The 19,687-nt window shown below is 42.8% G+C and carries 18 protein-coding genes; 12 read left to right on the plus strand and 6 right to left on the minus strand.

Translation table 11 applies throughout. The features are described from left to right. The 12 genes from AC4PHI_RS01045 to msrB all read left to right on the plus strand — a co-directional run bounded on the left by AC4PHI_RS01045 (position 1) and on the right by msrB (position 11,834). Positions 1–771: a PTS mannose/fructose/sorbose/N-acetylgalactosamine transporter subunit IIC gene (locus AC4PHI_RS01045; RefSeq protein ID WP_492200480.1), complete on the plus strand. Its 771-nt coding sequence runs from the start codon at positions 1–3 to the stop codon at positions 769–771. Continuing rightward, the gene (locus tag AC4PHI_RS01050) at positions 764–1,582 is read left to right on the plus strand and encodes a PTS system mannose/fructose/sorbose family transporter subunit IID (protein WP_492200481.1); all 819 of its coding nucleotides are present in this window, start codon (positions 764–766) and stop codon (positions 1,580–1,582) included. The genes AC4PHI_RS01045 and AC4PHI_RS01050 overlap by 8 nt, the downstream gene beginning before the upstream one ends. A gap of 24 nt (positions 1,583–1,606) precedes the next feature. Then, positions 1,607–2,023, plus strand: coding sequence for a PTS sugar transporter subunit IIA (locus tag AC4PHI_RS01055; protein ID WP_492200482.1), 417 nt, complete (start codon positions 1,607–1,609; stop codon positions 2,021–2,023). A 71-nt stretch (positions 2,024–2,094) separates the two neighbouring features. Next, positions 2,095–2,706 (plus strand): histidine phosphatase family protein, encoded by a 612-nt coding sequence (locus tag AC4PHI_RS01060; RefSeq protein ID WP_492200483.1) that lies wholly within the window; start codon positions 2,095–2,097, stop codon positions 2,704–2,706. A 499-nt stretch (positions 2,707–3,205) separates the two neighbouring features. After that, positions 3,206–4,060: a 4-(cytidine 5'-diphospho)-2-C-methyl-D-erythritol kinase gene (gene ispE, locus AC4PHI_RS01065; RefSeq protein ID WP_492200484.1), complete on the plus strand. Its 855-nt coding sequence runs from the start codon at positions 3,206–3,208 to the stop codon at positions 4,058–4,060. Positions 4,061–4,166: 106 nt separating this feature from the next. Further along, the gene (locus AC4PHI_RS01070; protein WP_492200485.1) at positions 4,167–4,652 is read left to right on the plus strand and encodes a PTS sugar transporter subunit IIA; all 486 of its coding nucleotides are present in this window, start codon (positions 4,167–4,169) and stop codon (positions 4,650–4,652) included. Between the two features lie 287 nt (positions 4,653–4,939). Then, positions 4,940–5,740: a TIGR00282 family metallophosphoesterase gene (locus AC4PHI_RS01075; protein ID WP_492200486.1), complete on the plus strand. Its 801-nt coding sequence runs from the start codon at positions 4,940–4,942 to the stop codon at positions 5,738–5,740. A gap of 44 nt (positions 5,741–5,784) precedes the next feature. Continuing rightward, positions 5,785–6,183: a YlbF family regulator gene (locus tag AC4PHI_RS01080; protein ID WP_492200487.1), complete on the plus strand. Its 399-nt coding sequence runs from the start codon at positions 5,785–5,787 to the stop codon at positions 6,181–6,183. A 28-nt stretch (positions 6,184–6,211) separates the two neighbouring features. Next, positions 6,212–8,797 carry a DNA mismatch repair protein MutS gene (gene mutS, locus AC4PHI_RS01085; protein ID WP_492200488.1) on the plus strand — a complete coding sequence of 862 codons (2,586 nt, stop codon included), beginning with the start codon at positions 6,212–6,214 and terminating at the stop codon, positions 8,795–8,797. A 41-nt stretch (positions 8,798–8,838) separates the two neighbouring features. Continuing rightward, positions 8,839–10,818, plus strand: a complete 1,980-nt coding sequence (gene mutL / locus AC4PHI_RS01090) for a DNA mismatch repair endonuclease MutL (RefSeq protein WP_492200489.1) — start codon at positions 8,839–8,841, stop codon at positions 10,816–10,818. Between the two features lie 15 nt (positions 10,819–10,833). Beyond that, positions 10,834–11,385, plus strand: a complete 552-nt coding sequence (locus tag AC4PHI_RS01095) for a Maf family protein (RefSeq protein ID WP_492200490.1) — start codon at positions 10,834–10,836, stop codon at positions 11,383–11,385. A gap of 17 nt (positions 11,386–11,402) precedes the next feature. Further along, positions 11,403–11,834, plus strand: coding sequence for a peptide-methionine (R)-S-oxide reductase MsrB (gene msrB / locus AC4PHI_RS01100; protein WP_492200491.1), 432 nt, complete (start codon positions 11,403–11,405; stop codon positions 11,832–11,834). Positions 11,835–11,895: 61 nt separating this feature from the next. Here msrB and AC4PHI_RS01105 read toward each other — a convergent pair whose 3' ends face one another. The 6 genes from AC4PHI_RS01105 to AC4PHI_RS01130 form a co-directional block, all read right to left on the minus strand. Further along, positions 11,896–12,867, minus strand: a complete 972-nt coding sequence (locus AC4PHI_RS01105) for an NAD-dependent epimerase/dehydratase family protein (protein ID WP_492200492.1) — start codon at positions 12,865–12,867, stop codon at positions 11,896–11,898. 25 nt (positions 12,868–12,892) lie between these two features. Beyond that, positions 12,893–14,095, minus strand: coding sequence for a glycine C-acetyltransferase (locus AC4PHI_RS01110; protein WP_492200493.1), 1,203 nt, complete (start codon positions 14,093–14,095; stop codon positions 12,893–12,895). 328 nt (positions 14,096–14,423) lie between these two features. Continuing rightward, positions 14,424–15,449, minus strand: a complete 1,026-nt coding sequence (locus AC4PHI_RS01115; protein WP_492200494.1) for an aldose epimerase family protein — start codon at positions 15,447–15,449, stop codon at positions 14,424–14,426. 372 nt (positions 15,450–15,821) lie between these two features. After that, positions 15,822–17,243, minus strand: coding sequence for an L-arabinose isomerase (gene araA / locus AC4PHI_RS01120; RefSeq protein ID WP_492200495.1), 1,422 nt, complete (start codon positions 17,241–17,243; stop codon positions 15,822–15,824). Positions 17,244–17,265: 22 nt separating this feature from the next. Beyond that, positions 17,266–17,961 carry an L-ribulose-5-phosphate 4-epimerase gene (locus tag AC4PHI_RS01125; protein WP_492200496.1) on the minus strand — a complete coding sequence of 232 codons (696 nt, stop codon included), beginning with the start codon at positions 17,959–17,961 and terminating at the stop codon, positions 17,266–17,268. A gap of 34 nt (positions 17,962–17,995) precedes the next feature. Continuing rightward, complete coding sequence (locus AC4PHI_RS01130) at positions 17,996–19,606, minus strand: xylulokinase (RefSeq protein ID WP_492201508.1); 1,611 nt, start codon at positions 19,604–19,606, stop codon at positions 17,996–17,998. Positions 19,607–19,687: the final 81 nt, after the last annotated feature.

Below are 19,687 nucleotides of genomic sequence, written 5' to 3' on the forward strand. Positions count from 1 at the left end.
ATGAGCTTAATGCAAGCAATTTTAGTCGCACTATTCACCTATTTAGCTTGGATCGCCACACCTTGGCTAGGTGGACAGGGAATCTCGTACCACGTATTTGGCAAACCGTTAGTCGCTGGGTTGATTGTCGGAATTATCATGGGGAACGTCACCAATGGAGTAATTATTGGGGCTACTATTAATGCCCTTTATATCGGTGCAGTTACGCCAGGTGGCGCAATGGCTTCTGATATAACCATCGCCGGCTATGTCGGAACCGCTTTGGCTCTTTCAACTGGAGTTACTGCTGAAATGGCGGTATCAATTGCTGTTCCGCTAGGCTTGATTGGTACCTTTGTATGGCAATTGTTCGCTACCATCAACTCATTCTTAGTTCATAAAACAGATGAGTACGCGGCGAACGGAGACGTTGCGAAGTTAACCTTTATGACTATTGGGCTTCCACAAATTATCGCTTTTGTTATGCGTTTTGTCCCAGCATTTTTAGTTCTTTATTTTGGTGCCTCTGCTGCTCAGGACATCGTAGCAGTCATTCCAGATTGGTTAACAGATATTATTACAGTTATTGGCGGCATGCTCCCAGCATTAGGGATGGCCGTTTTACTAAAAATGTTATTAACGAAGCCGAGCTTGATGGGATACTTTATTGTAGGATTTATTTGTGTCACTGCCTTAGCTCTTCCAATCTTCACGGTTGCTTTGATCGGAATTGCCTTAGCAATGATTAGTTTCTTAAATAAAGAAGACAATGGAGGATACGAGAATGCCTAGTACAGAGGTAACGAAAAAAGACATTTATAAGGTTGGCGTTCGTTGGATTATGTCGAATACATCCGCCTGGAACTGGGAACGGATGCAAAATGTAGCGTTTGCCTGGAGTATTGTTCCAGTATTGAAGAAACTAACCAATGGAGACAAAGGAGAGATGGGGAGAGCCCTATCTCGTCACATGACCTTTTTCAATACGGAACCAACGATTGGCCTGCCGTTAATTGGTGCTGTTTGTGCGATGGAGGTTTCAAAAGCACAAGGGGAAGATATTCCCGATGATGTGTTTAATGCCATTAAATCCGGTTTAATGGGACCAATGGCTGCCTTGGGAGATTCACTCTTTGCCAGTACAGGGAACGCACTGCTGTTAAGCTTTGGTATGGGACTAGCCCTAGACGGCAACATCTTAGGGCCAATCATCTTCATGGTAGGCTGGACGGCGATTACTTTAGGCTTTGGTCTTTGGGGCATTCAGTTTGGCTTTAGAGAAGGCATGAAGATTATGGATTCAGAAATCTTCTTACCAGCTATGATTGAAAAGGTGACGGGTTTCTTATCTATCTTAGGATTGACCGTTGTCGGTGGACTGTCTGCCCAGTTTGTATCCCTGTCTACCTCTATCAATTGGGGCAGTGGTGGAGCGAAAACCAATCTGCAGGATATCGTGGATGGCTTAATGCCGGGACTATTGCCGTTTGTCTTGGTGATGGTGGTTTGGTATCTGCACGATAAGAAAAATGTTTCAGTAATTAAATTGTTATTGATCCTGATAGCTGTGGGTACAATTGGCTCATTGCTGCATGTATTCTAATAAATAAAATAAAGGAGAAGCACAATGGAAACCAATATGAGTAATGTTATAGTAATGACCCACGGCGAATTCGCAACGGGAATCAAAAAATCAGCCGAAATGATTATTGGACCCCAAGAGAATTTTGAAACCTTAGTTTTTACTCCAGAAATGTCATTGGATTCTTTGGTGGCAGCCTTAAAGGAAAAAATTAAAAGCTTCAATAACGAATACCCAACGATTGTTTTCGTGGATTTATTTGGCGGGTCCCCTTCAAATGCGGTTGCTTTACTTTTAGCCGAGGGGTACGCGATTCAAGCAATCTCTGGTGTTAATCTGCCGATGCTATTAGAGGTGCTGGGAGGAAGAATGATTTTCCCAATCGAAAAACTAGTGTCAACTGGGGTTACGGCCGGCAGCGAAGGAGTCATTGACATCGTAAAAAAATTTACAGAAGATTAATAACAGGATAAATCCGAAAAGAATCAGAAGCCTATTCGGGTTCTTTTTGGTTTAGAAGAGAGGGAATCAAAATGACGAAATTATATTTTGTTCGCCATAGTGTCACAGCCAATAATCAAAAACGATTGTTTAACGGAGGAAGTGTCGACTCTGAATTACTGCAGGAGGGCGTTGAACAAGCTAGAAAATTAGGGAGCTATCTAGCTGGAACTTCTTTTGATCAAGTCACATCGAGTCCGCAAAAAAGAGCCAAAGAAACCGCCAAACATATTTTAACGGGAATGGGTCAGGACACAGGTAAAATAACCCTCAACGACAACTTGAAAGAGATTCACTTTGGCGAATGGGACGGTACTTTAATTGCTGAAAAAGAAGGACACCCGCAGTTAGCTAACTTAGTATCTAAACCAGCTGAATATGATCCCGGTTCTTTTGGTGGCGAAAACTATGAAGACCTGGTTAACCGCGGACTTTCCTTTGTTTCGCAGCTAGACTATTCAAAAGAGAATTATTTGATCGTCGGTCACGGGGTTATGCTGACTAGTTTATTGATTATTCTTAGTGGGAAGAAGATCAGTCAGATTCGGGACAATGGGTTATTGGATAATACAAGTTTGACTGTATTTCGAAGTGATGATGGTGTGGAGTTTGAACAGCTACTTTGGAATTATAGAAAGTACTAAGAAAATGCATACTCGTAAGTGCCAAACCAGTCAGTAACTACAATCGATGTGTTAGATAGGATACTTCAAGACACAGTTATTTAACCCCAAAAGAGACTAAATCAATAGTTGTGAGTTTTCCAATTTTCTACCAAAACAAAAAAGGACGTTGTTATATCAACGTTTTCCTTGGTTATTTCCAGTCTAAGATGCATAGGAGATAGTGTGGAAAATCTAGATAGGACTTGATGTTTGTAAAATTAATACAGCCTAAATATATTTTTCTATATTAGTCAAACTTTTTCAAAGAAGATGAGAAATCTATAAGCCGTTTGCTAGGCACTCGTTAATTTCTTGGATGAGAAAAAATCTGAGTGCATTGCAAATGTTTTTTTTTGCTTGAAAAAACAACAGAAAGCTGACTTCACCAATTTTAGGGGGCCATTTTCACCTATTTTTTCATGTTCAACCCAAAATATGTTATCATACTTATAAATTTGAATGATTAAGGATGAAGAAGATGGAGATCATGGAAAAAGCTCCTGCTAAAATCAATCTGGGCCTGGACGTTTTAAAAAAACGTGAAGAGGACGGTTATCATGAGTTAGAGATGGTGATGGCCAGCGTTGATTTGGCAGATAAACTGCTGATTAAAGAAATTCCGCAAAATAAAATCATCGTGCGGACAAACGCCACCTTTCTTCCAGTGGATGAAAAAAACAATGTCTATCAAGCTCTCTCGTTGGTAAAAGAAAAACTGGGGATTACCAAAGGAGTGTTCGTAGACATCAAGAAGAACATCCCCGTTGCCGCAGGACTTGGAGGCGGCAGCAGTGATGCAGCCGCTGCTCTGCGGGGAATCAACCGCCTGTGGGACTTGGGGTTGAGCAAAAAAGACCTGTGTGAGATTGGATTTGAAGTAGGAACGGATGTCCCCTACTGTGTCCACGGAACGACAGCTTTTGTTGCCGGAAGAGGCGAATTTGTAGAAAAATTGCCTCCCATGCCCCAGTGCTGGGTGGTCTTGGTGAAACCCCAGTTCAGCGTTTCTACAAAGAAAATTTTCGCCAGTTTGAAAATGGAAGGAATGGAGCACCCAGACATCGGCAAACTGAAAGAAGCAATCATTGAGCAGGATTATGAAAAGATGGTTGCCTATGTGGGCAATGCGATGGAAAAAGCAACGATGGAAAGACGTCCGGTGGTGAGGGATATCAAAGACCGGATGATAAAATACGGAGCTGATGCAGCTTTGATGAGCGGCAGCGGCCCCACAGTCTTTGGTCTATGTCAGAATTATTCCCGGGCAAAACGGATTTATAATGGATTGAGAGGGTTCTGCAAAGAGGTTCATATCGTCCGTACGATTAAGTAAATAAGAAACTATCAAGTTAACATTACTTAAAGGGAAAAGGTTGGTAGTTTTCAACAGATATCGTATAATAGACCAATAAAGAACTTTCAAAAACGGAGGAACACTTATGTTTAAAAGGTTTAAAAAAAATAAAAAATCTTCGGTCTTTCACGCTGTGGCGTCTGGAACATTGCTGCCAATCAACGCTGTAGAAGACGGTGTGTTTTCTGAAAAACTGCTGGGTGACGGTTATGCAGTCCAGCCTGCCGATGGAGACGTCTATTCCCCGGTGGAAGGTAAAATTTTAAGTATTTTCCCGACAAAGCACGCCATTACGATCGAAACCACTGCCGGGTTTGAGATTTTGCTTCATATGGGATTAGATACGGTGGAACTAAAAGGGGCACCTTTTGAGATTTTTGTCACAGAAGGGCAAAAAGTAACAGCAGAAACGAAATTAGCCGTGATGGATTTGGAACAACTGGCAGAAACAAACACATCTTCCACAATCGTGGTAGTTATTACCAACATGGACAAAGTAAAAGATATGCCGAAAATAAGTGAAAAAGCAGTCAACGCTTCAGAAGATATTTTTTCTTTAGATGTGGGATAAAGCGGAAAATTCGAAAAGTTCTCTTTTCGAATTTTTTTAATATAGTCGGGTAACGTTCTAGCCAAGCCGCTTGCAAGCTGGTTACCGTAAGCATGATTTATAATTTTATCGTGTATCTTCCGATAGTTTAGCACCGTGTCCGCTAAAATTCGGTCAGTTTGTTGCGCTTATCGGTTAAAGTAGCGAAAGTGTTTGGGATATAAAACTTCTTTTGCTCCTTTTCTTTTCATTAGGTTTGATTATTGATAAAATAGAGCTATTGGATAATTAGAGAAGAGGAAGCGTAAATGCGCATTTTATTTATTGGAGATGTTGTCGGGTCACTTGGTCGTCAGACACTCAGCGAGTATTTGCCCCGTTTGAAACACAAGATCAAACCACAGGTAACGATTGTGAATGGGGAAAACGCAGCTGCCGGACGGGGAATCACAGAGAAAATTTATAAGAAAATATTGCAGGACGGGGCTGATGTAGTCACATTAGGCAATCATGCCTGGGACAATCCGGCTATTTTTGAGTTTATTGAGGGGGCGCCTAAGCTGGTCCGTCCTGCCAACTTTCCTGAAGGGACCACACCGGGACGGGGGATAGTCTATGTGAAGGTTAACCATTCGGAATTAGCAGTAATCAATTTACAAGGGCGTGCTTTTATGGTGGATTTAGACGACCCTTTTAAAAAAATTGATGAACTTATCAATGAAGCGTCAAAACGCACACCGTTTATATTTTTGGATTTTCATGCAGAGACGACCAGTGAAAAACAAGCCATGGGCTGGTACTTAGACGGACATGTCTCTGCGATTGTGGGGACACACACCCATGTGCAGACCAATGACGGGAGGATTTTGCCGCAAGGAACGGCCTACTTGACAGATGTGGGGATGACCGGACCTTATGACGGAATACTGGGTATGCAGAAAGAAGCAGTCATCAATAAGTTCATGACAGCACTTCCTCACCGCTTTGAGGTAGTGGAACAAGGACGGAGTATCTTGTCTTATTGTACGATTGAATTAAATGACAAAACCGGTAAAGCTGAAAGAATCGAGCATGGGGTAATCAACGAAGATCATCCGTGGCATGAGTAGGGAAAACTAGGACATACAACCAATAAGGGAGAGGCACGAAACGAATGACAGCTTCAGAAGAAAAATTTCAAATGGAACCTGCAATTGAAGAAGCTCTGGATGGGGTGTTGGACTTGCTTCGCAGAAGCGAAGTCATTCAGGGATATCAAAAGATTGAGCAGCAGGCAAAAAGTCATCCCCATCTTCAAGAACTGATTGAAGCAATAAAAGCAGAACAGAAAAATGCAGTGGCATTTTCTCACTATGATAAACCTGTAGCGGAACAGTCAGCAATAAAAAAAGCCGATGAGCTCACACAGGCATTTGATACACATCCTTTAGTGGTCGCCTACCGCGAGAAACTGATACTGGCCGATGATCTGCTGCAGCACATGACACGCCTTCTGGAAAATGATCTCAATCATTCTCTGGAACAGCGTTATCAGAAAGAATTGAAGAAGTGACATGAAAGAGAATGAGGAAGTGAAGGGTTTGTCGAAAAAAACAAAACTAACTCCGATGATGGAACAATATTTAGGAATCAAGGCACAGTATCCTGATGCCTTTCTCTTTTATCGACTCGGAGATTTTTATGAAATGTTTTACGAAGATGCAGTCAATGCATCACAAATACTGGAAATTACCTTGACTAGCCGGAACCGCAATGCGGAAGATCCTGTGCCGATGGCCGGGATACCTTATCATTCGGCACAAGGTTACATTGATACTTTGATTGAGCAAGGTTATAAAGTTGCAATATGCGAGCAAGTGGAAGATCCGAAAACAACTAAAGGGATGGTTAAACGGGAAGTTGTCCGTCTGGTCACCCCAGGAACAGTGATGGAATCAAAAGGACTTGACTCAAAGGATAATAATTATCTGACGGCCGTCGTCTTTGATGAGAGTGCCCGTTTATTCGGTTTTGCCTACGCCGACTTGAGCACAGGAGAACTGAAAGTCAGTACACTGGCGGATGAAGACAGTGTGCTGAACGAGTGCAGCAGCCTGCAGACGAAGGAAATGGTTTTAGGGAGCGATATCCCCGAGAGTTTGCAGAAAAAACTCACGGACCGTTTGAATATTTTGTTTTCTGAACAAAAAGACAGTGAAGAGAACACAGAAATTAACTTTTTGGCAGAACATGTGACAGACAATCTCCAAAAAATAGTTCTCGGGCGTTTATTGGCTTATTTAAGTGTGACTCAAAAGAGAAGTCTGGGACACCTACAAAAAGCTGAAAGTTATGAGCCGGCACATTTTTTAAAGCTGGATCACTATTCCAAGTTCAATTTGGAATTGACCCAGTCGATTCGTTCAGGAAAAAAGCATGGGACATTGCTGTGGCTGTTGGATGAAACCAAAACAGCCATGGGCGGACGGCTGCTGAAAAACTGGCTGGACCGGCCCTTGATTCAATTGTCGCAAATCAAAGAGCGGCAAAATATCGTTGATTCACTGATGAAGGCTTATTTTGAACGAAGCGATCTGCAAGAATGCTTAAAAAATGTTTATGATTTGGAACGCCTGGCGGGGCGGATTGCTTTTGGGACAGTAAACGGCCGGGATTTACTTCAGTTGAAACTGTCATTGCAGCAAGTGCCCCACATTCGTCAGTTAATCGAGGGCATCAATCAAGGGGAGTGGCAGAAGCTGCTGCTGGATTTAGACCCTGTCAGCGATGTGGTCGATTTAATCGAGTCAGCCATTGATGAAGAAGCTCCTGTGACGATTACTGAAGGCAATGTGATTAAAGAAGGTTTTGATTCTCAACTGGATGAGTACCGCGATGCCATGAGAAACGGCAAACGCTGGTTGGCTGAGATGGAAAGACAGGAGCGGGAAGAAACAGGAATCAAGAAGCTCAAAATAGGTTTTAATCGAGTGTTTGGTTATTATATTGAAGTGACAAGAAGTTATTTAGATCAAATTCCTGAAAACCGCTACGAGCGCAAGCAGACATTGGCCAATGCGGAACGTTTTATTACACCGGAATTGAAAGAGAAAGAACGTCTAATTTTGGAAGCAGAGGAAAAATCTCAGGATTTGGAATATTTGCTTTTCCAAAAAGTAAGAGAGGACATCAAACAGGCCATTGTCCGTCTGCAAAAGTTAGCCAAAGCCCTTTCGGCTATTGATGTACTGCAAAGTTTTGCGGCTGTCAGCGAGAAATACCAGTATGTGCGTCCGGAAATGATGCCTCAAGGGAAAGAATTAGTGTTGATTGAGGGACGTCACCCGGTGGTGGAAAAGGTGTTGGGGCATCAGCAGTACGTGCCGAATTCTGTAACGATGAAAAAAGACACTACGATTTTGCTGATTACCGGTCCTAATATGTCAGGAAAGAGTACTTATATGCGGCAATTGGCGCTGACTGTGATTATGGCACAAATCGGTTGCTTTGTGCCGGCCCAATCTGCTAAAATGCCTATATTTGATCAGATTTTTACAAGAATCGGTGCTTCGGATGATTTGATTTCAGGGCAAAGCACGTTTATGGTGGAGATGATGGAAGCAAATGAAGCCTTGCGCCATGCCACTCCCCAAAGTCTGATTCTCTTTGATGAAATCGGCAGAGGCACAGCTACTTACGACGGTATGGCTCTGGCGGAAGCCATCATCGAGTTTATTCACCGCAAAGTAAAAGCTAAAACATTATTTTCCACTCATTATCACGAACTGACACAACTGGAAGAAACTCTGGAAGGTCTCCGGAACGTCCATGTAGGTGCGGTGGAAAAAGATGGAGAAGTCGTCTTCCTGCATAAAATGATGGAGGGACCGGCGGATAAAAGTTATGGTATCCATGTGGCTAAATTAGCCGGCTTGCCCTTAGAATTACTGGAAAGAGCCAGTACGATTTTAGCCGCCCTCGAAGCAGCTGAGCCGGCAGCTGTCTCGAAAAATAAAGCGGAAAAACAGGAGCAGGACAAGTCAGAGGCAGAAGGGCAACTGTCCTTGTTTTCAGAAGTCTCTACGGAAGAATTGTCCGTAATTGATTCACTGAAAAAGGTCAATTTATTAGAGATGACACCTTTGGAAGCATTGAATTTGCTCCACAGTTTGCAAAAAAGGATTTAGATTAAAATATTAATAACTATTATGTACAAGGAGGTGTCCGAATGGGAAAAATTCAGGAATTATCAGAACAATTGGCGAACCAGATAGCCGCCGGAGAAGTGGTGGAACGTCCAGCTTCAGTGGTAAAGGAACTGGTTGAAAATGCCCTTGATGCCGGCAGTACACAAATTGATATCATTCTGGAAGAATCAGGGATGAAAAAGATTCAAGTCATTGATAACGGCGAAGGAATCGCCAGCAGCGAAGTTTTGAATGCTTTTAAGCGTCATGCCACAAGTAAAATCCATTCACAAGATGATTTATTCCGGATTCGGACATTGGGATTTCGCGGAGAGGCTTTGCCAAGTATCGCTTCGGTGTCGAAACTGACATTGGAGACTTCAACCGGAACAGATGAAGGAAGTTTTATTTATCTGGAAGGGGGAAAAGTTCAAGAACATCGGCCCGACTCTTTGCGCAAAGGGTCTAATCTAACCGTCTCAGAACTGTTTTACAATACCCCTGCCCGTTTGAAATATGTGAAATCTCTTCAAACTGAATTATCGAATATTGCGGATATCATCAACCGTCTGGCTATGAGCCATCCCAGTGTTGCTTTTCGCTTAGTCCATGATGGTCATCAAATGATGAGCACCACCGGAAACGGTGAGCTGAAACAGGCTATCGCCGGTATTTACGGTTTGGCCACGGCTAAAAAAATGCTGTCGGTCAGCAAGGAAGATTTAGATTTCCGGCTATCAGGTTATGTTTCTTTGCCGGAGCTGACGAGAGCCAGCCGGAATTATTTGTCAGTAATCATCAATGGACGTTACATTCGCAACTATTCATTAAATAAAGCAATTGTCGCCGGCTACGGTTCGAAACTGATGGTAGGAAGATTCCCGATTGCCGTGCTGCAAATCGAAATGGATCCTTTGCTGGTCGATGTGAATGTCCATCCGACAAAGCAGGAAGTCCGTTTGAGCAAAGAAAAAGAACTGACTTTGTTGATTCAACAAGGAATCAGTCAAGTGTTTCAAGAGCAGCGTTTAGTGCCGGAAGTGGACACGAGTCAATTTTTCAAGAAAAAAAAGGCGCAAGAACCTTTGTCACCACAACTGAAACTGACCGAGGAGAAGGATCCGCCTTCTGCTTCCCCAAGTTTTGAAAAGAGCCAGCCGGGAGTTAAACTTTCTCAAACAGGTTTGGCCTATGATGCCAAGGAAGGTAAGTTTTATGTGGAGCAAGTTTCTGAAACCGCCGCTGTTTTGGAAGATAAAGTATTGGTTGAAAAAACAGCCTTTAAGTCTGAATGGACGGAGGTAGAAGAAACAGGGACTAAAATTGTGGATTTGGCTCAAGTTTCTCTTGATAAATTAGGCAATCCGTTTGATGAAGCGACACCGACAGCATTGGATTTAGCGGAAGAATTACAGGAAACTACGGCAAAAAGTTTTCCTGAACTGGAATATTTCGGTCAGATGCACGGGACCTATTTATTTGCACAAAATGAAGAAGGACTGTTCATTGTAGATCAGCATGCGGCCCAGGAGCGGATCAAGTATGAATATTACCGAAAAAAAATCGGAGATGTGGGCGAGGAATTGCAAGAGCTGCTGCTGCCTATCGTACTGGAATACCCCCAAAGCGATGTAATCAAGCTTAAAGAGCAGAGACATTTACTAGAAGAAGTCGGCATCCATTTGGAGGAGTTTGGTTCGAATAGCTTCATTGTGAGAGCCCATCCCACATGGTATCCTCTAGGGGAAGAGGAGCAGACTATTCATGAAATGGTCGACATCGTTCTTCAGACAGGCAAAATCGATGTGGCGACTTTTAGAGAAGATACCGCCATCATGATGAGCTGCAAACGTTCAATCAAGGCTAATCATCATCTGTCGGCTATTGAAGCCAGACAGCTACTGGCGGATTTGTCGCGGTGTGAGAATCCTTATAACTGTCCCCATGGCCGGCCGGTACTGATTCATTTTACGACTATGGAAATGGAAAAGATGTTTAAAAGAATTCAAGACCCACACTAGAAAGAAGGATGAAAAATGACTGTGATTTTAGCTTCCCAGTCTCCCCGCCGACAGGAATTATTAAGAAAAATCGTAACCGAGTTTCAAGTGATTCCGGCAGATATTGATGAAACAGTGTCAGAAGGATTGACACCCTCCGGCTATGTACAGCAAATGGCGTACGAAAAAGCAAAATCAGTTCTTGAAAGTAATCCTGAAGCAACAGTGATTGGCTGCGATACTGTGGTGGTTTTAGGTGATAAAATTTTGGGGAAGCCTAAAAATCACGAAGATGCCAAGCAGATGCTCATGTCATATAGTAATCGGACCCACCAAGTGCTGACCGGTTTGGCGATACTGTCGCAAGAAAAAGAAGTGGTACGGCTTTCTTCAGCAGAAGTTACTTTTTATCCTTTAGATGAACAGCAAGTGGCGGATTATGTTGCCTCAGATGAACCTATGGATAAATCAGGGTCCTATGGGATTCAAGGAGGAGCCTCGATTTTTGTGAAAGAAATCAAGGGAGATTTTTATGCCATCGTGGGTTTTCCGGTAGGCTTGGTCAACCAGTTATTGCGAGAGTTTTAAGAAGGGGAGTGTATACTATGAAAAAATCTGAAAAAGAATTAAGGAAAATATTGACACCGTTACAATATCAAGTCACCCAAGAAAGTGGAACGGAAAGACCTTATTCCAGCGAGTATGACCAATTTGATGAAGAAGGTATCTATGTGGATATCGTGGGCGGTGAACCTTTGTTCAGCTCTTTGGATAAGTATGATGCGGGCTGTGGTTGGCCGTCTTTTACTAAGCCGATTGCTACGTTGAAAGAATTAGACGATTTTACTTTGAATCGTGCCCGCGTAGAGGTTAGAAGTGCCAAGGCCGACTCCCATTTGGGCCATGTGTTTCCTGACGGACCTGTGGATGCTGGCGGTTTGCGTTATTGTATCAATGGGGCGGCATTGAGGTTTATTCCTGTGGCAGACTTGGATAAAGAAGGGTACGGGGAATATAAAGTATTGTTTGAAAAGTAATCCAGCGAAATAACTCCCACTGAAATTATTTTTGATTTCAGTGGGGGTTATTTTTTTAAACTCAATACTTTATCAAATCGGCAAGTATCAGTTTCTCGTTTAATTTTTCCAGCATTTCTTGTGTCATGGTTTCCAGATCATAGAAAGGTGTGAAGGACCATTCTTTTCGTGCCGCTTGGCAATCCAGTTGGTCCGGCCATGATTCAGCAATCTCTTGAAGCTTTTTATCTATTTGGTAATCCATAGTAAACTCAGGCAGAAATTTTTGAATGGCATGTTTGATTGCTTCAGGGTCAACGGCCATACTGGAAATATTAAAGGCATTGCGGTGAACCAGTTTTTTAGGATCAGCTTCCATTAGTTGAATGATGGCCTGAATGGCATCAGGCATATACATCATATCCATGTAGGTACCAGCCTTGATGGGACAGATATAGTGTCCGTATTTAATGGCTTCGTAGAAAATTTCTACTGCATAGTCTGTGGTGCCGCCTCCGGGTGGCGTTTCGTAAGAAATCAACCCCGGGAATCTCACCCCGCGGGTATCCACAGCATATTTCGAATAATAATAATCACACAACAATTCCCCCGCTACTTTTGTGATACCATACATCGTGGTGGGACGCTGCAACGTGTCTTGGGGTGTATTTTCTTTAGGAGTGTTAGGACCAAAAGCGCCAATGGAACTGGGAGTGAAAAAGCTCACGGCAGTTTTGCGGGAAACTTCCAGTGCGTTAATCAACCCCTCCATGTTGATTTTCCAAGCATCTAGGGGGCGGTCTTCTGCAACAGAAGACAACAGCGAGGCCAGATGAATGATAGTATCTGCCTGAAAACCACGGACCAGTCTGCCCATTTTTTCCTCATCTAAGACATCTAACGGTGCAAAATACCCTTCCGTACAAACAGCATTGCCCCTGTCTTCTCTAATATCGGTGGCCAGTACATTCTCTACCCCGTAAAGCTGGCGTAATTGAATGATTAATTCTGAACCGATTTGCCCAAGACTGCCGGTAACAAAAATTTTTTTCATAGGCTTCTTCCTTCCGCTTCTTAAATCAAATCAGATTCATTTCTTTGCCGACTTTTTTGTATATCTGTATCGCTTCATCCAACATCTCTTTCGTATGTGCGGCTGTCGGCATATTGCGGACGCGCCCGGCACCTAAAGGGACCGTTGGGAAGACAATGGGTTTGACGTACACGCCATGTGTAATCAAGTTTGCGGCAAATGATTGAGTTAATTTTTCATCGCCAAGAATCACAGGAGTAATCGGTGTTTCAGACTGGCCGATATCAAAACCGATACGCTGGAGTTCTTTTTTGAAGTAACGGGCATTTTCCCACAATTTATCTACATAACTGGTGTCTTGTTCCATCAAATCAATGGCTTTGATTACAGCACCGGCAGCTCCGGGTGTCAGTGACGTGGAAAATAAAAATGGACGGGCCTGTGATTTCAGCCAAGTAATCAATTTTTGCGAACCTGCGACATAACCGCCTACGACTCCGATAGCTTTGGATAACGTCCCCATCTGGAAATCAATCTTGTCTGACAATCCAAAGGACTTAACGGTTCCGGCACCGCCTCCCAGAATTCCTGAACCATGGGCATCATCAACGTATAAAATCAAATCATATTTCTCTGCTATTTTAACGATGTCATTCAATTTGGCAATATCTCCATCCATGGAAAAAACCCCGTCTGTGATGAACATGATTTTTTCGAAAAGTCCGCTCTCACGTGCTTCTTGTGCGTGTTCTTCCAAGTCCCGCATGTCTGAATGTTTGACGCGGATGATTCTGGCACCGGAGAGCCGACAGCCGTCGATGATGGACGCATGATTTAACTCATCGGATAAAATCGCATCATTTTTATTCATAACAGCTGAAATGGCCCCCATATTACAATTAAAACCGGACTGGAAAGCGATAGCGGCTTCTGTTCCTTTGAATTTGGCCAGTCTATCTTCTAACTCTTGATGGATTTTCATAGTACCGTTGATGGTTCTGACCGCTCCCGCTCCCACCCCGTATTTTTCAGTTGCCTTTTCGCTGGCTTCTATCAACTGGGGATGGGTGGCAAAGCCCAAATAGTTATTGGAGGCTAAATTGATTTTCTTTTGTCCGTTGATTGAAATTATAGGACCGTTGGCTTGGTCAAGAACGTCAATATCAGAGAACAGTCCCTTGGCTTTCAAATCGCTTAGTGATTGATCTAAAAATGTTTCCAGACTGGAGTTTACATGCGGCTGTGTCATAATTATGTCCCCCTTCTTTTGCTGAATCATTTTAAGTATACAACGATAAGTATACGCTTACAAAAACGGCGGAAGTTTATTAAGGAAATCTAATAATGTTCAGATGTTTTTGTAATGAAGCAGCAAAAGGTGTAAGCAGGTTTGTGCAGAGTGAAAGTTATTTCAGGGCATAAGATTTTTTTACGGTATATAGTATAGTGATTATATTTTTTTCCCTTCACATTCATCAAAAACTCCCGCAGCATCGCAAGATTAAAACGATGCCGCGGGAGTTTTAAATTGTCAGTTAAAAGTATTTACTGTATCTAAACGTTTAAATGATTCAGTGCTAAAAGTTAACTTTGAAAGTTGTTGTTGATGTGAAAGTGTTCTCTGGTCGCAGGACGATGTCTCCAAAGTTTTCGAACTCCACAGCACCCGGCAGTTCTTGAGTTTCTAATGTAATCCCAGTGAAGTTTTTAACTTTTTTTACACCTGATACTTCCGGTCCGAAATTCCCGGAGAAGATGACCACAGCAGGTTCAGTCGTTGTCATTTCCACGCTGATTTTTTCATCAGGACTGATTAATTTTGCTTGCACAGCTGCCTCTTTATTTAATACGAAAGGATGATCTAAACCGCCGACTACAGTGTTTTGAGAATAGTCTGACTCATAGATTTGAGCTAAGGGCTGAATTTCCCTAAAATCAAAAGGTGTCCCTGCCACTGCCCGCAGTTCTCCTGTCACGGTGACATCATCATTGATGACCGCAAAGCTGTCAGAAGCCAGCTGCATCTTATGCTGATGCAGGGTTTGTTCGTGATCATCAGTCAGATTAAAGTAAACGTGATTCGTCGGATTGAATAACGTTGCTTTATCTGTGGTAGCCTTGTAATCAATCCGCCATTCGTTCGCATTATTTAATGTGTATGTGACAGTGATATCCATGTTGCCCGGGAAACCATTTTCGCCATCAGGACTTCGATAGTTGAAAATCACTTGGGCATAATCACTGCCTACAACAGTTTCAGCTTGCCACAATTTTGTTTCAAAACTGTCAGGACCGCCATGCAGAGTGTTGTCATTTTGGGCAGGTTGTGTAGTTACTTGGTACTTTGTTTCATTGATTTCAAATTTTCCCTTTGTGATTCGTCCGGCTACACGTCCGATAGTGGAACCCAGATAAGTATCAATAGTTTGATAGTCTTCGCCCTTATCAAAACCAAGAACGATGTTTACAGTTTTTTCCGTCTGGGGAACGAGCCATTTTACGATTCTGGCTCCCAGATCAGTAGCCATCAACTTGACGTTATGATCATTTTCCAGCGTATACAATGTTGCGTTTGCTTCAAACTCTTTTTTTGAAATTTTCATTAATATCACCTCGCTATCATTTTGTCATTATTTGAATTAAATTACAAGGCACAAAAAGGGATGTTTCTAGCCGACAAAACAGAGGTTTGACAATTAACTGTCTGTTGTTGGATTTTCACAATTCATAAGGCTACTTTAACTGAGTATACTGAACCATTGGTGAGATGTTTCGCAGATATGTTTATAATCCGCAAAAACCTGTTTTCACATTACAACGGGAGTCAAGTCCTGTCGGCGTTTTAGCATGATGTTGCAGAATGATGAAACCTCCATATAGAAGGGGACAAATCATCTATATGGAGGCAATTTTCGCTGGTTAACTTTAAATGTTATCAGATGAAAAATAATAGTTTAAACGTTGAGTTATATAAATTACTTGATTACCACATATTCCAAGCCGACTAATTTTGCCCATGAAATAATCTGGTCGGTGGTTAAGTTCAGGGAAACGACGGTATGATGACCGCCGCCAGCTTGAATCCATGCATGGACTCCCTCTTGGAAATTAGGTTTGACTTCCCACAGCACTCTTGCCACTGGAAGTTTTGGTGCTGGTACAGTCGGTTCAAAGGCCGTGACCTCGTTGATCAAAAGCTTATAGTGTGTACCGAAGTCAGCCATGGAAACGACTACTCCTTCACCGGCTTTCCCGTCAAAAACTAAGCGGGCAGGGTCTTCCCGATCTCCCATGGAAAGCGGAGCAACAACGATTTTTGGCTTGTTTACAGCAAGGGTAGGGTCTACTTCCAACATGTGGGATTGCAGAATAGCCTCTTTGCCGGCTGCCAGTTCATAAGTATAATCTTCCATAAATCCGGTATTTTGATTATGGGCCATGACTTTCATCAAACGATCCAGAGCGGCTGTTTTCCAATCTCCTTCTCCGGCAAATCCGATACCTTGGGCCATTAAACGTTGGACAGCTAATCCTGGCAGCTGTTGCATGCCGTACAAGTCTTCAAAGTTTGTCGTAAAGGCATTATAACCGCCGGCATCAAGGAAACGTTTGAGACCGATTTCTTGTTTTGCTTGGACTTTTACATGATTTTCCCAAAGAGCTTGGTCGTAGTCCCCGTAATCAAAATCATAAAGTTCCTTATATTCTACAAATAATTTTTCCACATCTTCATCGGACACAGCGTCGATATATTGGACAAGATCGCCGATGCCGAAGTAATCCACTGTCCAGCCGAATTGGATTTGAGCTTCGACTTTATCTCCTTCAGTGACACCTACATTACGCATGTTATCTCCGAAACGGGCGACTTTGATGTTGAAACTTTCATTGAAAGCAACTGCCACATCCATCCATTCTGCAATTTGTTCTTGTACTTCAGGACGTTTCCAGTAGCCGACAACGATTTTGTTTTGTTTGTTCAGGCGGGCATTGATAAAGCCATATTCACGGTCGCCATGAGCTGCTTGATTCAGATTCATGAAGTCCATATCGATGGTTTCCCAAGGGATATTTTCATTGTATTGTGTGGCTAAGTGCAACAAAGGTTTTTGAAGCAACTTTGTTCCACGAATCCACATTTTGGCAGGAGAGAAAGTGTGCATCCAAGTGATAACTCCGGCGACTTTGTCTTGATAGTTTATTTCTTTCATAATGCTTGTAATTGCATCCGCTGAAACAGCCAGTTCCTGAAGGACGACCGGGTAAGGCAGTTTTCCGGAGTTGTTCAATTCAGCAGTCATTTCTTCCGCATGCTTTTTAACTTCGTTTAACGCTTCTTCACCGTACAAATGCTGGGAACCTACCACAAACCAAAATTCTTTTTTTTCTGTTAACATGTTCTACCACTCCTAATTAGTTTTATTTTTGACCGTAATAAGCATCTTTTCCGTGTTTGCGCAAATAATGTTTGTCCAAGATATATTGAGGTAGCTCTTCCGCATAGGAATTAAGCTGTCTAGTATAAAAGTTCATTTTACAAATTTCGTCCAAGACAACGGCATTCATCACCGCTTCATCAGCTGATTTTCCCCAAGTGAATGGGGCGTGTCCGTGCAAGAGAACACCTGGGACTTCTAGGGGATCAAGTCTGCGTTCAGAGAATGTTTTGACGATCACATGTCCAGTTTCTTTTTCATATCCCTGTTCAACTTCTTCCGGTGTCAAAAATCTGGCACAAGGAACGGCACCATAGAATGTATCAGCATGGGTAGTGCCCATGGCAGAAACGTCTAATCCAGCCTGTGCCCAAGCAGTTGCCCATTGGGAATGAGTATGGACGATACCGCCGATGTCCTCGAAATGTTTGTAGAGGACCGCATGGGTAGGGGTATCTGAGGAGGGGTTCAACTTCCCTTCAACCACATTTCCCTCAAAATCACACACGACCATGTCTTCGGCAGTCATTGTTTCGTAGCTGACACCGCTGGGCTTGATGACAAATAATTGTTGTGCCCTGTCTACAGCACTGACATTTCCCCATGTGTATTTGATTAGGCTTTGTTTGGGCAGCTCTAAGTTGGCGAGGAAAACTTCTTCCTTCAGCTTTTCTAACACACTATCCACTCCTTTGAATTTTTTGAAATTATCATTAAATCAAATGCTCTACGGCAGCTCTTTCGATAGGCAGGCCTTTTTTATACCGGTTGATAAAGGCTTCGAAACCTGCGATATCTTCTGAGTCCGGGGCTAGACTTTTGGCAAGATTGTCCGCAAAAACTTGTTTGCTCAAAAATTCGGGCAATTCTTGGTCAGAGACTTTTTGTATCATGTAAGCAGCCAATAGAGCCATTCCCCATGCGCCGCCTTCACCAGCAGTTTCCATCACAGAGACAGTTGTGTTCATAGCAGCAGCCATCATTCTTTGTCCAACTTCTTCTGTTTTAAAGAAGCCGCCGTGACCGAGGATTTCATCTACGTGCACGTCTTCTTCATTAACTAAAATGTCCATACCAATTTTCAGTGCACCAAGAGCAGACATTAAGTGGGTTCTCATAAAATTAGCGAGATTAAAGTTGTCATCTGGTCCATGGACGAATAGAGGCCGACCTTCTGCAAACTCGGTAATGTTTTCTCCAGAGTAGTATCCATAGGAAAGCAATCCTCCGCCATCCGCTTCCCCTTCCAGAGCTTTTTTAAACAACGTTTCGAATAGGGTGCCAGTATCAACAGGCATACCAAGACTCTCAAGTAATTCAGCAAATAGCTTTACCCAGCTGTTGATATCTGATGAACAATTATTTGCATGGACCATGGCGACTAATTTGCCGTCAGGTGTGGTGACTAGATCAATTTCCGGATGGACTTTCTCTAGCTCTTTTTCCAAAACAATCATGGCGAAAACAGAAGTACCAGCCGAGACGTTTCCTGTCCGTTTAGCTACGCTATTTGTGGCGGTCATACCGGTCCCCGCATCACCTTCTGGCGGACAAAGTGGGATACCAGCTTGGAGATGACCACTCACATCTAGTAATTTTGCACCAGCTTCAGAAAGCTTTCCAGCCTGTTCACCTGCCAGTTTGATTTCAGGGAGGATATTTTCTAGCTTCCAGTCAAAACCAACAGGGGCTGTCAGCTCATTGAATTGCTGAATCATTTTTGCGTCGTAAGCGGCAGTATTTGGATCAATAGGGAACATCCCAGAAGCTTCCCCCACACCTAGCACTTTTTCACCAGTTAGTTGCCAGTGCAGATAACCTGCTAAAGTTGTAAAGAAATTAACGTCTTTCACATGGGGTTCATTATCTAAAATTGCCTGATACAAATGGGCAATACTCCAACGTTGAGGAATATTATAGTCAAAAAGCTTTGTTAGTTTTTCAGCTGATTTACCGGTATTGGAATTACGCCAAGTTCTAAAAGGAACCAGCAGCTGATCGTGGGAGTCAAAAGCCAAATAACCATGCATCATGGCACTGAATCCAATGGAGCCGACCTGACGGAGAGGTTCCCCCGTAAGTGCTTGAACATTTTTATTCAGGTCAGCGTAGCAATTTTGTAACCCTTTCCAAATATCTTCAATAGAGTAGGTCCAAAAACCATCTACCAGTTTATTTTCCCAGTCGTGATTGCCGGAGACGATGGGGGCATACTGGGAGTCGATCAATACTGCTTTGATTCTCGTGGAACCTAGCTCAATGCCTAGAAACGTTTTGCCATGGTTGATTTCGTCAATAGTTGTTTGTTTGATTGTCACTGAAATAATCTCCTTTCCATATTTCCTTATATACAAAAAAACTTCTCATAGTCCATAAAAATGGGTTCTATAAGAAGAATTATAAAA

The organism is Vagococcus sp. QWL-13 (assembly GCF_058683555.1).